This is a genomic window from Gardnerella sp. DNF01204, assembly GCF_049244145.1.
Classification (GTDB): domain Bacteria; phylum Actinomycetota; class Actinomycetes; order Actinomycetales; family Bifidobacteriaceae; genus Bifidobacterium; species Bifidobacterium vaginale.
The window spans coordinates 505,272-519,175 of record NZ_CP058379.1 but is presented as its reverse complement, the minus strand read 5'-3'; the positions used below and the strand labels follow the sequence as shown (position 1 = coordinate 519,175).

The 13,904-nt window shown below is 41.0% G+C and carries 11 protein-coding genes; all 11 read right to left on the bottom strand.

Annotated features, from left to right (window positions below; genetic code table 11):
• Positions 1-12: 12 nt before the first annotated feature.
• The 11 genes from HXT46_RS01930 to ftsZ all read right to left on the bottom strand — a co-directional run bounded on the left by HXT46_RS01930 (position 13) and on the right by ftsZ (position 13,899).
• Complete coding sequence (locus HXT46_RS01930; protein WP_064623330.1) at positions 13-1,416, bottom strand: MFS transporter; 1,404 nt, start codon at positions 1,414-1,416, stop codon at positions 13-15.
• A 141-nt stretch (positions 1,417-1,557) separates the two neighbouring features.
• A complete protein-coding gene (locus tag HXT46_RS01925) occupies positions 1,558-2,514 on the bottom strand; it encodes a nucleoside hydrolase (RefSeq protein ID WP_004112414.1) in 957 nt (318 codons plus the stop codon).
• Positions 2,515-2,913: 399 nt separating this feature from the next.
• Positions 2,914-4,251: a type I glutamate--ammonia ligase gene (glnA, locus tag HXT46_RS01920; protein ID WP_004112411.1), complete on the bottom strand. Its 1,338-nt coding sequence runs from the start codon at positions 4,249-4,251 to the stop codon at positions 2,914-2,916.
• Between the two features lie 153 nt (positions 4,252-4,404).
• Positions 4,405-5,100, bottom strand: coding sequence for a hypothetical protein (locus HXT46_RS01915; protein ID WP_020759885.1), 696 nt, complete (start codon positions 5,098-5,100; stop codon positions 4,405-4,407).
• A gap of 61 nt (positions 5,101-5,161) precedes the next feature.
• Positions 5,162-8,713, bottom strand: coding sequence for a DNA polymerase III subunit alpha (gene dnaE, locus HXT46_RS01910; protein WP_004137938.1), 3,552 nt, complete (start codon positions 8,711-8,713; stop codon positions 5,162-5,164).
• 52 nt (positions 8,714-8,765) lie between these two features.
• Positions 8,766-9,698: an RluA family pseudouridine synthase gene (locus HXT46_RS01905; protein WP_004116820.1), complete on the bottom strand. Its 933-nt coding sequence runs from the start codon at positions 9,696-9,698 to the stop codon at positions 8,766-8,768.
• Positions 9,691-10,185, bottom strand: coding sequence for a signal peptidase II (locus HXT46_RS01900; protein ID WP_016827360.1), 495 nt, complete (start codon positions 10,183-10,185; stop codon positions 9,691-9,693). Before HXT46_RS01900 ends, HXT46_RS01905 begins: the two co-directional genes overlap by 8 nt.
• A 47-nt stretch (positions 10,186-10,232) precedes the next feature.
• Positions 10,233-11,549 (bottom strand): DivIVA domain-containing protein, encoded by a 1,317-nt coding sequence (locus HXT46_RS01895; protein ID WP_004112400.1) that lies wholly within the window; start codon positions 11,547-11,549, stop codon positions 10,233-10,235.
• Positions 11,550-11,722: 173 nt separating this feature from the next.
• Positions 11,723-12,019 carry a YggT family protein gene (locus HXT46_RS01890; protein ID WP_004116829.1) on the bottom strand — a complete coding sequence of 99 codons (297 nt, stop codon included), beginning with the start codon at positions 12,017-12,019 and terminating at the stop codon, positions 11,723-11,725.
• A gap of 185 nt (positions 12,020-12,204) precedes the next feature.
• Positions 12,205-12,672, bottom strand: a complete 468-nt coding sequence (locus tag HXT46_RS01885; protein ID WP_421786198.1) for a cell division protein SepF — start codon at positions 12,670-12,672, stop codon at positions 12,205-12,207.
• 24 nt (positions 12,673-12,696) lie between these two features.
• Positions 12,697-13,899 (bottom strand): cell division protein FtsZ, encoded by a 1,203-nt coding sequence (gene ftsZ, locus HXT46_RS01880; protein WP_421786196.1) that lies wholly within the window; start codon positions 13,897-13,899, stop codon positions 12,697-12,699.
• Positions 13,900-13,904 lie beyond the last annotated feature (5 nt).

The window sequence follows — 13,904 nt, the reverse complement described above, 5'->3', positions numbered from 1 at the left end:
GGTAAAGATTAATTACTCTTTAACCATAACGCTACGAACTATGTAAACCACCAAACCTATGAAGGCTACAATAGCGCCCATCATAAGCAAGTTTGAGTATCCTGCAGCTAATCCTTGAATATTCGCAAAGGAGAATCCTTTGAACAGATTTCCAGCAAAGAATCCGCTGAAAATAGAAATACCAATAGAAGCTGTAACGTTCATAACCAAATCGTTCATACCGCAGCCACGACCAGACTCTTCAACAGGCAATGCGCTAAGAACAGTAGAAACGATTGGCGAATACATAAGTCCGCACCCAGCGTAGTAAACGCATGCGCACAGTGTTAATGTAAGGAACCCAGAATTGATGAATACAGCAGCACCAACCCATCCAAGAATCATAAGAACAGCAGCTGTAATAATACCAGCTTTACGTCCAATGAAACCGATGATTGTTCCAGAGCAAGTGCCAAACACTGCTGCTACGACGAATGCCCATACAAGGTAAGAAGAAACCTGAGAAGTATCCATCTTGTATAAAGCACCGCCAATTACATTGTAAATTGGAGGCATGCAATAGTTAGTAAAGTAGAAGATGAATATCAAAACAATGCCCGAAAGCCAACGCTTATTCTTAAAGAATGCAGGAGTCACAAACGGGTTCTTTGCCTTCATAATGTATCCAGCGAACATAACAAACAGCACGATGGATCCAAGTAACAATCCCCAAACTTTGTAAGAGAAGAACAAAGTCAACAATGTCACAGCAATACCGAATATAGTAAAGCCGAGTTTATCAATCTTTCCACCAATACCATTCTTAGTTGGTAAGCATTTAACGAGTACTGGCAAGAACAGAATGGTAATCGCAGGAATAAGGAACAAATATTGCCAAGCAATAGAGCTAAGAGCACCAGCAGCAAATACACCGATAGAAGCAGAAAGCTGATATGCGGCAGTAAAGAGTCCAAAGAAAATAACTTTCAAATCATTGCGCAAATACTTAGTTGCAATAACAAGGAAGGAAGAACCTGCTACCTGTTCACCAGCAGTTTGCATAATGCGAGCAATAATAACAGTCCACAAATTTGGAGTAAAGAAGAAGTTTGCAATAAAACCAAACAAGGAACCAACAAACAGTGTTACAAGACCGATTGTTATAAGTCTGCGAAGAGAAACAAAGTCACCTAGAGAACCGTATATAAAGCACACGATACCTAGAACAATAATTGGCAAGCTTGTAATAAGCGAAGCTTGATCAGGGGCACCAACAGCCTTGCCAATCTGGTCGAATACAAGATTAAATCCCTGCAAACATAATGTTCCAAGAATAAAGGTTATAAGCAACAAAATCAGCGAGTAAATCGCCACTTTGTCGCGGGTTTTTGGATCCTCGTATGGATCTACCGCAGTAGATTTTGCAATTTCAGTCATAATAATCCGATCAATAAATATTTTTAGTTTTTACATTGGCAAATAAGACACGTCGCATATTGCGGAAAATGTTGCGATTTGCGGCGTGTCGAACAACAAAAAGCGGAGCTAAAACGGAATTAAAACACGTAAAATCCACACTCAGCCAGCGATTTTTGCCAAGCCAGAAATACGCGTCATAAACTCGTTCAAGAATCGTGGAACGTCTACGCCAACAGCAACTTGCATTGTCTTAACAGGGTCATTCAAGCGCGTAACATCACCGATGGTACGACCGCGAGTTGGACCTTCCACATCAACCTGCATGTTAATTGGAAGCGTTGTAACAAGCGTTGGATCAACTGCAACAGCAACAGCCAAAGGATCATGCAAACCACATCCACCAAGGTGCGGAGCAGTGGTTTCATAAGCTTTGATGTAAAAATCAGTCATATCTGCAAGGAACTTGCCAGCCTTGGTGTTAAGATCACGCCATTGCTTTGTCTCCTTGTAAGTAAGCAGAGTCTGTAAGGTAACATCCAAACCAATCATTGTCACTGGAGCACCAGAACGGAATAAAATATCTGCAGCATCTGGATCTTGGGAAATATTCGCCTCAGTCCAAGCGTTTACGTTTCCATGAATGGTGAGCGCTCCACCCATCAAAACAATCTTTCCGATTTCGTCTTTGATTTCTGGAGCTTTCTTCAATGCAGCAGCAATATTGGTCATTGGACCGGTTGGAACATACACTAAGTCCTTGCCATATTTCTTTACGGAATCAATAATGAAATCAACAGCGGATTCATCTTCTGCTTTGCGAGGAGAATCTGGAATTTCAACATCGCCAATTCCATTGTCACCATGAATAAAAGCAGATATTGGAAGCACTTCAAACGAATCTTTTGTGCTTGCGTGTGAAAGACCTTTATAAACTTTTACTTCTGGATGCCCAAGTAAATCTGTGATTGCAAGCGCGTTACGAACACCTTGCTCCATTAAAACATTACCGTATGTGCCAGTTATGCCAATAAGCTCCATTTCAGGGCTTCCAAGAGCATAAGATATAGCGAGAGTATCGTCAACACCAGTATCAAGATCAAGAATCAGCTTCTTCACTTGAGTTACCTTCCTTCTTATATTTAGGCATGGCTTACAGTCGTTGTAAATCATGGGTGTAATTGAATATCTAACTTGATATTTAAGTATCACCAATTTAAAAATTTTATTATTATAATCTCGAAAAGCAATGGCATATTTAAATAGAAGCAAGAAGACATAATGTTGCTTTAATTGTTAATATTCACGAATTTTGTTATAAAATGTTATAATTTTCAACAAACGTTAATATATATAAACATATGTTTAGATTATAGCTGTGAGCTCAGCCACAAACTAAACATATGAATACAAAAAATTAAAACGCGTGTCAACAATCACAAATAATAACATTTGAAAAATATTCAAAAATATTCAAAAATTTAGATTTGACACGCGCGAAAGCAATGCAAAAGAAAACTAAAGTCTAGGCAAATACTTCTGCAATTCAAAAGGAGTGACCTGACGACGATACTCTTCCCATTCCTGATGCTTATTACGCAAGAAATACTCAAAAGCATGCTCACCAAGTACGCTAGCCACAAAATCAGACTTCTCCATAATCTTCAAAGCCTCATCCAAAGACTCAGGAAGTGGCTGAATGCCCATAGCCTGACGCTCAGCATCCGTAAGCTCCCAAACGTCGTCGCTCGTAGGCTCACATAAAATCATCTGCTTTTCAATACCATCTAAGCCAGCAGCCAACAAAACAGAGTATGCAAGATACGGATTCGCCACAGGGTCGAGCGCGCGAAACTCCATACGGCAAGAATTACCTTTGCCTGGCTTATATTGAGGCACACGCAAAAGCGCAGAACGGTTACTATGACCCCAGCAAACATAGCTAGGAGCCTCAGCTCCACCCCACAAGCGCTTATAAGAGTTCACATACTGATCGGTAACAGCGCAAATTTCCGCAGCATGATGCAAAATACCAGCCGCAAATTGGCGCGCAATAAGCGACATATTAAACTCTTGCCCAGCCTCGTAGAAAGCGTTGGAGTCTCCTTCAAACAAGCTTAAATGCGTGTGCATACCAGAACCAGGCTGATCCGTTAAAGGCTTAGGCATAAAGCTCGCATACATTCCGCGCTCAAGAGAAATCTCCTTAACAACAGTGCGGAAAGTCATAATGTTATCTGCAGTAGTAAGAGCGTCTGCATATCTTAAGTCAATCTCGTTTTGACCAGGACCGCCTTCGTGGTGAGAATACTCAACAGAAATACCCATCTGTTCAAGCATGCTCACAGCACTACGACGAAAGTCCATTGCCGAACTTCTTGGAACGTGGTCGAAATACCCACCTTCATCAATAGGAACAGGTGCTTTAGACCAATCGTCTTGCGTTTCAAATAAGTAAAACTCAATTTCTGGATGAACGTAAAAAGTAAAGCCTTTTTCTTTAGCTTTTGCGAGCGCAGTCTTAAGAACATGACGAGGGTCTCCAAGAGACGGCTCCCCGTCTGGCGTTAGAACGTCGCAAAACATGCGTGCCGTACCCTCTGGGCCGCCATGCCATGGCAAAAGTTGGAAAGTCGAAGGATCTGGCTTAACAATCATGTCGTCTTCTAAAACGCGAGTCATGCCTTCAATCGCAGACCCATCAAAGCCAATACCCTCTTCAAACGCAGCTTCAAGCTCTGCTGGAGCAATAGCAACCGATTTAAGAGTTCCAAGAACATCCGTGAACCATAGTCTAATAAAACGGACATCACGCTCTTCAACCGTACGCAAAGCGAACTCTTGTTGTCTATCCATATCTACAGTCCAATCAGTATTCAAGTCTTATATTTTTCAACATGTTTTTAGAGCAAAACGCAATGACTATATTATCTCTTATATTTAGTTTTTATTTAGAAATATAGCAATGAATTTACTTACTTTTAATTTAGCGTATTTGCAAGATTAGACTCACATTTTTTTGCCATATTTATAAAAAATCTCTTTAGCTTGCTCATCACTTAAATCATCCGTATAAGTAACCTCAATCCCAGACTCTTTAAGATCTTCAACTGTCGCATAACAAATCATAAGATCTTCCACACATCTAGCAGACATGGTAAGAACCATAGGAGGAATAGCATCCTGTACTTCTTTTTTATATTCGTAGACTTTTGCATCAATTTTATTAGCTCGATTCACCATTAAAATCGCTGGAATACCGCGAAAATACTCTGTGAATCGTTTAACAGATTTTTCTGGATTATCCTCGTCTAAATCGCATAAAACGGCGACTCCACCGTTCTCATCACTAAAACATTTAGCTCTAATACCAGCCATTTTACAAAAAGCAGCAAGAAGCTCCCCTGGCTCCATAACAGTTAGAAACAGAGCACACTTGGCTTTTTTACCCAGCAAACCTTCCAAATCTTCCTCAAAGTTTGCTTGCTCAATCTTATTTACAACATCATCGACAGAATCATGTTTTTGCTCTTCGCTAAATTCTTTTTCAAATCCAAGTAACGCATCTTCAAGCTCTTTATCAGTAAAAGATGTGCGAACTTCCTTCGACTCTTTGGAATTAGAAGAATTATTGGAATTTTTCCCATTATTCGCAAAGTTTTTGTCGCTACTATCTTCACTCAAACCTTCATTATCTGCACACATTTTGTACCCCTAACTTATTAAACAGCTAGTTAACGCCACTTAAAAATACTTTAAGCATAATCTACGCGCTTGGCAAACAATTAGGACCAAACAATATTTTGATCTCTGCAAAAAGTGACGTATCTCGCTTAACTCTAAATCTATCTCCAAACGATAACACTTTTGCGCATCCTCTAGAATCAATCAAAGCAAGATTCATTTCGCAACATCCAGGATGTCTTGTAACAATATTTTCAAGCTCTTTTATACGTGACTTTTCTAATGCTTGCAAAGGAAGAACAATTGTAACAGGCTGAGCATCTTCCGCCTCTAAACTTGGAACTTCAAACTCAGTTGCTCTTAAAGACACTGTTTCGTCTCGAACCTCTACCTGTCCCCTAATTCTCACAACTTGATCAATCGCAAGTTCTGCAGCAGATGACTCATAGACCTTACCAAAGAACATGCATTGTATTGAACTTTCCATGTCTTCAATAGTTACAATCGCCCAAGCATTACCTTTTTTAGATACTCGCCTGTCTACGCTAGTCACAAGGCCTGCAAGAGTTACCTGCTGATTTTCGCCCATAGTTTTAGCGCGATTTAAAAGCTGAGCAATCGACATTTCCCTAAGACCAGCCAACACAGCAGAAAGACCACTCAAAGGATGATCCGAAACGTAAAGCCCAAGCATTTCTCGCTCAAAGTTTAGCTTCGTTTTTTTATCCCATTCTTCAACATCTGGAATGTTGATTTGAGCATCTCCAAGATCACTATCGGAATCATCAAGATCAGCAAAAAGATCAAACTGACCACCTGCCTGTCTGCGCTTAATAGAAATAACAGAGTCAATTAGTGGTTCACAAATTTCAAAAATAGCTCTTCTACAAGGATTAATTGAATCGAAAGCACCAGATTTAATAAGAGATTCAACAAGTCTACGATTCAAAGCGGCAAAAGATACACGGTTTACAAAATCCTTAAAATCAATAAACTTTCCGCGCTCGCTTTCCCTTTCGCTAATAATATCGTTAACGGCTTTATCACCAACATTCCTAACAGCTCCAAGTCCAAAACGAACTACATCTCCAACTGCAGAATATTCAAGAACAGACTCGTTAATATCTGGCTGCAAAACACGAATACCCATGCGTCTAGCTTCACCCAAGTAGAGCGCTGTCTTATCCTTATTCGTGCGCTCGTTTTGAAGCAATGCAGCCATAAACTCCACAGGATAATGCGTTTTCAAATACGCAGTCCAATAAGAAATCAAACCGTATGCGGCTGAATGAGCCTTGTTAAACGCGTAACCAGAAAAAGGAACCAGAACATCCCAAACAGCTTGTGCAGCTTCTTCTGAATAACCATGTTCTTTCATGCCTTTAAAGAACGGGATTTTTTCTTTAGCCAACACTTCTGGCTTCTTTTTACCCATTGCTCGACGCAAAACATCTGCTTTACCAAGGCTATACCCAGCTAAAATACGCGCAGCTGACTGCACCTGCTCCTGGTAAACAATCAAACCATATGTTTCGCCAAGAACATCTTTTAGCGGCTCAGCAACTTCAGGATGGATAGGCGTTATCTCTTGTAAACCATTCTTACGCTTGGCGTAGTTAGTGTGAGAATCCATATCCATAGGACCTGGTCTATAAAGTGCAATCAAAGCCGATATATCGTTAAAGTTATCTGGCTTAAGTGTGCGCAGAAGGGCACGCATACCGTCGGAATCAAGCTGGAAAACTCCTAAAGTGTCTCCCCTAGCAAGAAGCTGATATGTTTCCTTATCGTCAAGCGGAATTTTAGTGTAATCAATAGGCTCTTTACCATTATGCTCAACATTTTTAAGCGTATCCCTAATAACTGTTAAGTTGGAAAGACCCAAAAAGTCCATTTTCACTAAGCCCAACGTTTCGCAAGTATGATACTCGAACGTTGTTGTTATTGTTCCATCAGTACGCTCCAAAAGAGGCGAAGTATCAGTAATCGGCTCCGAGCCCATGATTGTTGCGCAAGCATGAACACCAGTTTGGCGAATCAAACCTTCAATACCTTTTGCTTCTTCAGTAATTCGCTTCGTATCTGGATCAGTGTCATACATTTCGCGAAACTCGCGCGCCTCCGCGTATCTCTTTGATTTTTCATCAAAAATATCGTGGAAACTCATATCTTTTCCGTTTTTTGGAGGAGGCAGAATTTTTGTAATTTTTTCTCCAACGGAAAACTCGTAGCCCATTATTCGAGCTGAATCCTTCAATGCTTGCTTTGTTTTAATCGTTCCATAAATCACGCATTGAGCTACTTTATCTCTTCCATATTTTTCACCGACGTATTCCAAAACTTTGGCTCTACCATCTGGGTCAAAGTCAACATCAATATCTGGTAAAGATACTCGCTCTGGGTTTAGGAATCGTTCAAAAATCAGACCATGCTTCATTGGGTCAAGCTCAGTAATTCCCATAGCATACGCAACCATTGCGCCTGCTGCAGAACCACGTCCAGGACCAACCATAACACCATGTGCTTTTGCCCAATTTATGTAGTCCGCAACAACTAGGAAGTATCCGCAGAACTGCATTTGACATATAACACCACACTCGTAGTCTGCTTGTTTTAAGACTTCCATAGGAACATTGTTGTTATATCTACGCTCTAATCCTTCTTCAACTTTTTTAAGGAATAGCGAAGTCTCATCCCAACCTTCAGGGCAATCAAATTGCGGCATAAAAGCGCCATCTTCACCATCGTCGAACATAACGTTACAACGACGGGCAATTTCTAGCGTATTGTCACAAGCCTCTGGAAACTCTTTAAACAATTCACGCATCTGCTCGGCAGATTTTAAATAGTATCCAGAGCCATCAAACTTAAAACGGTCTGGATCATCCAAGCGCGATCCTGAATTAATGCATAGCATTGCATCTTGCGCTTCGCGATCTTCTTCGTGCACGTAATGCAAATCGTTTGTAGCAAGAAGAGGCGCATTAAGACGCTTAGCAATCTCAAGCAAATCTTTAGTAACGCGCGTTTCGATAGAAAGCCCATGATTCATTAATTCTATAAAGAAATTATCGCGCCCAAAAATATCCTGAAACTCGCCTGCAGCGCGTAAAGCCTCATCAAATTGACCTAAACGAAGACGCGTTTGGATAATACCAGATGGGCATCCAGAAGACGCTATAACCCCTTTAGAATACCTTGATAACACATCTTTATCCATTCGAGGGTATCGCATTACGCGACCTTCTAAATTAGCTATAGAAGACGCTTTGAGTAGATTTGTTAAGCCTTCATCATTTTCAGCCCACATTGTCATGTGCGTAATCAAACCGCCGCCAGAAACATCGTCGCTTCTTTGCGCTTCAGTTCCCCAATGCACTCTGCTCTTGTCTTGTCTGGCTGTTTCAGGGGTCACATAAGCTTCGATTCCAATAATCGGCTTAATTCCAGCTTTTACAGCAGTACTCCACATTTCGTATGCACCATGCATATTTCCGTGATCTGTAATAGCCACAGCTGGCATACCTAATTCTTTTGCACGTGCAACTAGGTCTGGTATCTTCGAAGCACCATCCAAAAGCGAATAATGTGTGTGATTATGTAAGTGTACGAAGTTTGTTTCCAACCTAGCCATAGTGGCTATTCTATAGATGCAATATGACCTGTTTTACTAAATAACTCTACTTTTACAATTCTTGTATGGCGTGTAAAGCGTGTTGCAAATCTAACGGATACTTCGATTCAACTTTAATAAGTTCTCCCGTTCGAGGATGCTTAAATTTTAGACTCATTGCATGAAGCCACTGTCTAGAAAGCCCTAATTTTTCACTTAATTGAGGATTTGCGCCATACATAGGATCGCCCACTACCGGATGTCCTATTGACGAAAAATGCACACGAATTTGGTGTGTTCTGCCAGTTTCCAGATTGACTTTCACTAAAGTCGCTCCCTTAAAACGCTCTATAACATCCCAATGCGTAATTGCAGGCTTACCTGATTTAGTTATTGTAAAACGAAAATCTGAAACTTTTGCTCGCCCAATTGGCGCATCAATTGTAGCTTTATTTTGTTTAAGATTTCCTTGGACTAAAGCGTGATATATTTTCTTCACACTATGATTTGCGAACTGTTTTTTCATTTCTTCATACGCAAAATCTGTTTTGCAAACCAGCATTAATCCGCTTGTTCCAACGTCTAATCGGCTTACGATTCCTTTTCGTGATTCATCGCACACGGTTGTTTTTATTTCAACACCGCTTGCCTCTAGACATTCTGGCACTGTTGGGCCATCCCAGCCTTTTGCTGAATGCGCTGCAACTCCAACAGGCTTATCTACTACGACAATATCTTCATCATTATAAACTATTGGAATATCGCATATAGTGGATTTGCTAGTTGACTTTTGTTTTTGATCCTCAACTTCCTCTTGATTTATAACAATCGCATCTCCATCTTGCAAAGTTGAGGATTTTTGTGATTTTTTATCTAAGATTTTTGCTTTGCCACTATCGATTAGCGATATTGCGTTTGCACGCGATACTCCCATAAGGTTCGACAAGCATACGTCGAACCTGCATCCAGCAAATTGACTCGTAACTGTAAAACGAATATCACTCATCAGCGCGCTCTATAAGAGGAATCCCAATCAAAATGAGGCATATAACTGCAATTCCTGCAAACATAAGCTCAATATCTGCAACATTCCCAACGGACCATCCGTAGTTTATAAAATCTACGACTTTTCCGTTCAAAAAGCCTTGAGCATATTGCGCTCTATCAATAAGATTTCCAAAAGCTCCAGCAAAAGCTAAAGCAAGCGCAATAGTCCAATATAAAGATTTTGTGTGCTTAACAACCGCAATCATAGCAGCGCATGCAACGCAAGCTAACACGCTAATAACCCAAGTAAAAGAAGAGCCTAAGCCAAAAGATGCTCCAGGATTCCTAACAAGAGTAAAAGAGAGCAAATGTGGAAGAATATCAATGTTTTTTCCTCCACTAAGCGCTGCTAATGCCCAAACTTTGGTTATGCGGTCTAAAACCACTCCAATAAAAGCAATCAGTGCAAAAACGGCTGCGCGATTACGCAGCCGTTCTACACGCATATCACAATGCGTCAATGTATTTTCCAATCTAACTGGATTTAGTATAACTACTTTTGATCCTGTTGATCCTGATTTTCCATAGAACTGTAAGTGTTCTCATCGGAAACTTGAGCAACAAGCTGACCAAGGAAGTCAGTCAAGCGAGTACGATACTCAGTTTCAAACTGCTTGAGGCTTTGAATGTTTCCTTCAATAACCTTAGTCTGCTTTTCAAGATTCTCACGCACCTGGCGAGCGTAAGCATCTGCAGCAGTACGAGTAGTGGAATCGTAATCCGCAGCTCTATGCTGAACTTCAGACTCATATTGATCAGCCTGATCGTGAGTTTGCTTAGAATAATCATCTGCAGCCTGACGAACCTTACCAGAATAAGCATCTGCCTCGTTGTGCGCGCGAGCAGCATAAGCGTCTGCATCGCTACGAGTACGAACGGAGTAATCATCCGCATCTCCACGAGTCTGCTTATTGTATTCATCAGCCTCGCTACGAGTACGATTAGAATAATCGTCTGCCTTAGTAACGATCTCGTTATATCGAGCTTGGCTTTCTTCGACTATCTGAGTTGCCTTAGCCTTGCCCTTATCTACATACTGATCGTGCAATTGCATTGCAAGAGTCAACATTGCTGTAGCGCGTTCTGGTTCAGAACCGCCCACTTCTGCACCAGCACCTGCAATCTTCTGCAAGCTACCTGTTTCCGTGCTTGGCTCCATCTTAGCAACCTGCTCACGAAGCTGCTCTTCACGTTTATGAGATTCTTCAAGTTGACGAGACAAATCCTGAACCTTTGCATTTTCCTGCTGTGTTACAACAAGCTGTTGACGGACTTCTTCCAATTCGCGACCCAAATTCTCGCTACTTGCTCTAAAGTCATCGCGTTCGCGAGTAACGTTTTCAAGCTCTTCATGAACTTTCTTATCAGCGTCTGCCTTAGCATTATCAGCATTTGCAGCCTGTGCTGTGAGCTGATCTACCTGAGCACCTAAACCATCCAGCTGCTCTTTAAGCTGCTGATTCTGCTCGCTCAATGCACGATTATTTTCTTCAGCTTCCTTAAGCTTTGCTGCAAGATCATTGTCATTCTTGTTCGCGCTGCTGGATGCTTCACGTAAATCATTATTTTCTTTTGTTAAAGATTCAACTTGCTTTGTCAAATCAGAAATCTTATTGTTCAAGCTAGCAACATCGGCGCCAAGAGACTGCGTGGAAGCTCCAAGCCCCTGCACTGCCTGCTGACCAAGCGCTTCTATTGTTTCTGTAACCTGATCCAAAAAGTCATCAACTTCGTCAACATCATAGCCTCCCTTGAATCGAACGATTTGGAAGGTATGCTCGCGAATGTCTTTAGGCGTTAACAGAGCCATAATGCATTACACCTCACTTTTGGGCGCGCAGCCCTTTTGATATATCTATTCGATGCTATCACGTCTATAGAAAAAATTGTGTAAAAAGCGATTATTTTTTTACGAAATCTACCAATATTTTTCTAAATTAATAACTATCGTGTCGCTTCATTAAAAATTGTGATTAATAAGCATCAGTAAAGCATATTCAAAAACATTTGTAAAACTAGTAACAAAAAGTACACTACCATAAAACTCACGTCTAAACTTATGCTACCTAATCTTGCTGGTGGTATAAATTTTCGCGCAAATCTTAAAAGTGGTTCTGTCATAAAATATATGATTTGAGTGAATTTTTGCAAAATCGCATTTGGTTTAAAAGAATGGAATATAAACGGAATCCAATCTAAAACTGCGCGAATAAACAGTATTACTAGATAAGCGTTTATGAAAATATTCAAAATTAGTATTAAGCGTATTACAAAATTCATTAAGATTTTCCTTTAAACTATTTTCAATAATTTTACACAATAGCTAAGTTAATCGTAAACCAAAATATAAGTACAGAATAAGTATAAATTTAAGGCAGATACCTAAAAGATATCTGCCTTAAATACAAGTTAAGCGTAGCAATCGAATGTTCGGTCGCTGGCGACTAGTCTCATGTTATTTAGCTTTAGGAGAATAAGTCGCGAGCAGATCCGCCATTAGGAGCATCTTCAACTTTTATATTTACTTGAGAAGGGCTTAAAAGGAAGACTCTAGGAGTTACTCTTTCTATAGATCCGCGAACACCAAACACAACGCCAGCAGAAAAATCAACTATGCGATATGCAACGGATTCACTAACACCCGTAAGATTCAAGACTACTGGTGTTCCATCTCTTAAAGCTCTTCCAACTAATTGCGCATCCTCATAAGATTTTGGATGAATCGTAGTAATGAGACTCATACGACCTGCATTAGATCGAGTAGAAGCACCATTACCAGATTGTGCAACATCACCATTATGAAGGCTCATAGGAGCAACACTGTGGTCGTTGTCAAACGAAGTATCCTGTGTTTGAGAATCAACGAAATCATCGTCGTCCTGAACATCACTCATGCCTACATAAGACATCATGTTCTTCATAAAACCAGCCATTAAGATGCCCTCCCCTAGTTATGCTTAACGCAGAAAATCAGGAATATCCAGCTCGTCTGGTTCGTCTTGAGGCTTCACTTGAGTAGCCTGTGTTTGATATTGCTTAACTGGATCAACAGAATCAAACATAGAAGAAACAGGTTCCGCGGTTTCAACAGTGTCCACAGGCTTAGAAGGAGCAGTAGTAGTGGAATGAGCTGGAGCCACAGGATCGACTCCTGCCTGCATATCTACGAAAGCACCTGCTTTGCTGTCTTCAGACTTAGGATGAGAATCGAAACCAGCTGCAATAACAGTAACACGAACCTCATCTCCATAAGAATCGTCCAAAGAAAGACCCCAAATAATCTGCGCTTCTGGATGTATTGCCTTACGAACAAGCTCTGTTGCAGCACTTGCTTCTTGAAGCTTCAAATCACTTGGACCAGCAATATTTATCAAAGCACCATGAGCACCTTCAATGCTTTCTTCAAGCAATGGAGAGCTAATAGCAATTTCTGCAGCTTGCGTAGCTCTGTCTTCACCCTTCGCTGCACCAATACCAAATAGCGCAGTTCCTGCACCGCGAAGAACAGCGGTAACATCAGAGAAATCAACATGAATATAAGAATTCATGGTAATCAAATCTGTAATACCCTGAACGCCTGCAAGCAATGCGGTATCTGCAGTCTTAAAAGCTTCAATAATTCCGATGGTTCGATCTGAAATTTCCAACAAACGATCGTTTGGAATCACAATCAAAGCGTCGACTTCTTTACGAAGATTCTCAATACCAAGTTTTGCTGATGCAGCACGCTGAGGTCCTTCAAAACCGAATGGACGCGTAACTACTGCGATTGTCAAAGCACCTTGCTGGTGTGCGGCGCGCGCAACAATAGGGCTTGCACCCGTACCAGTTCCACCGCCTTCTCCGCAAGTTACGAACACCATATCGGCGCCCTTTAATGATTCTTCAATGTCAGATTGATGATCTTGAGCAGCTTTAGCGCCTTTTTCTGGATCAGCACCTGCTCCTAATCCTCGACTCGAAGCGTCAGATAATGAAATCTTCACGTCAGCATCAGAACGCAACAAATCCTTGGCATCAGTGTTAATAGCCACAAATTCTACGTTCTGCAAACCCTCGGTGATCATTCGGTTGACGGCGTTACCACCGGCTCCACCGACGCCGACTACCTTGATTATGGTTTTGTCGTTGAAATTGTCAGTCTGGGCAATCTCGCTCACCGTTG

Bases quoted from the DNA above. Each gene is read 5' to 3' on its own strand.
- HXT46_RS01905 (WP_004116820.1), bottom strand. From the start codon at position 9,698: ATGAGTGATATTCGTTTTACAGTTACGAGTCAATTTGCTGGATGCAGG.
- HXT46_RS01885 (WP_421786198.1), bottom strand. From the start codon at position 12,672: ATGGCTGGTTTTATGAAGAACATGATGTCTTATGTAGGCATGAGTGAT.
- dnaE (WP_004137938.1), bottom strand. From the start codon at position 8,713: ATGGCTAGGTTGGAAACAAACTTCGTACACTTACATAATCACACACAT.
- HXT46_RS01915 (WP_020759885.1), bottom strand. From the start codon at position 5,100: ATGTGTGCAGATAATGAAGGTTTGAGTGAAGATAGTAGCGACAAAAAC.
- HXT46_RS01890 (WP_004116829.1), bottom strand. From the start codon at position 12,019: ATGAATTTTGTAATACGCTTAATACTAATTTTGAATATTTTCATAAAC.
- HXT46_RS01895 (WP_004112400.1), bottom strand. From the start codon at position 11,549: ATGGCTCTGTTAACGCCTAAAGACATTCGCGAGCATACCTTCCAAATC.
- glnA (WP_004112411.1), bottom strand. From the start codon at position 4,251: ATGGATAGACAACAAGAGTTCGCTTTGCGTACGGTTGAAGAGCGTGAT.
- HXT46_RS01900 (WP_016827360.1), bottom strand. From the start codon at position 10,185: ATGCGTGTAGAACGGCTGCGTAATCGCGCAGCCGTTTTTGCACTGATT.
- HXT46_RS01930 (WP_064623330.1), bottom strand. From the start codon at position 1,416: ATGACTGAAATTGCAAAATCTACTGCGGTAGATCCATACGAGGATCCA.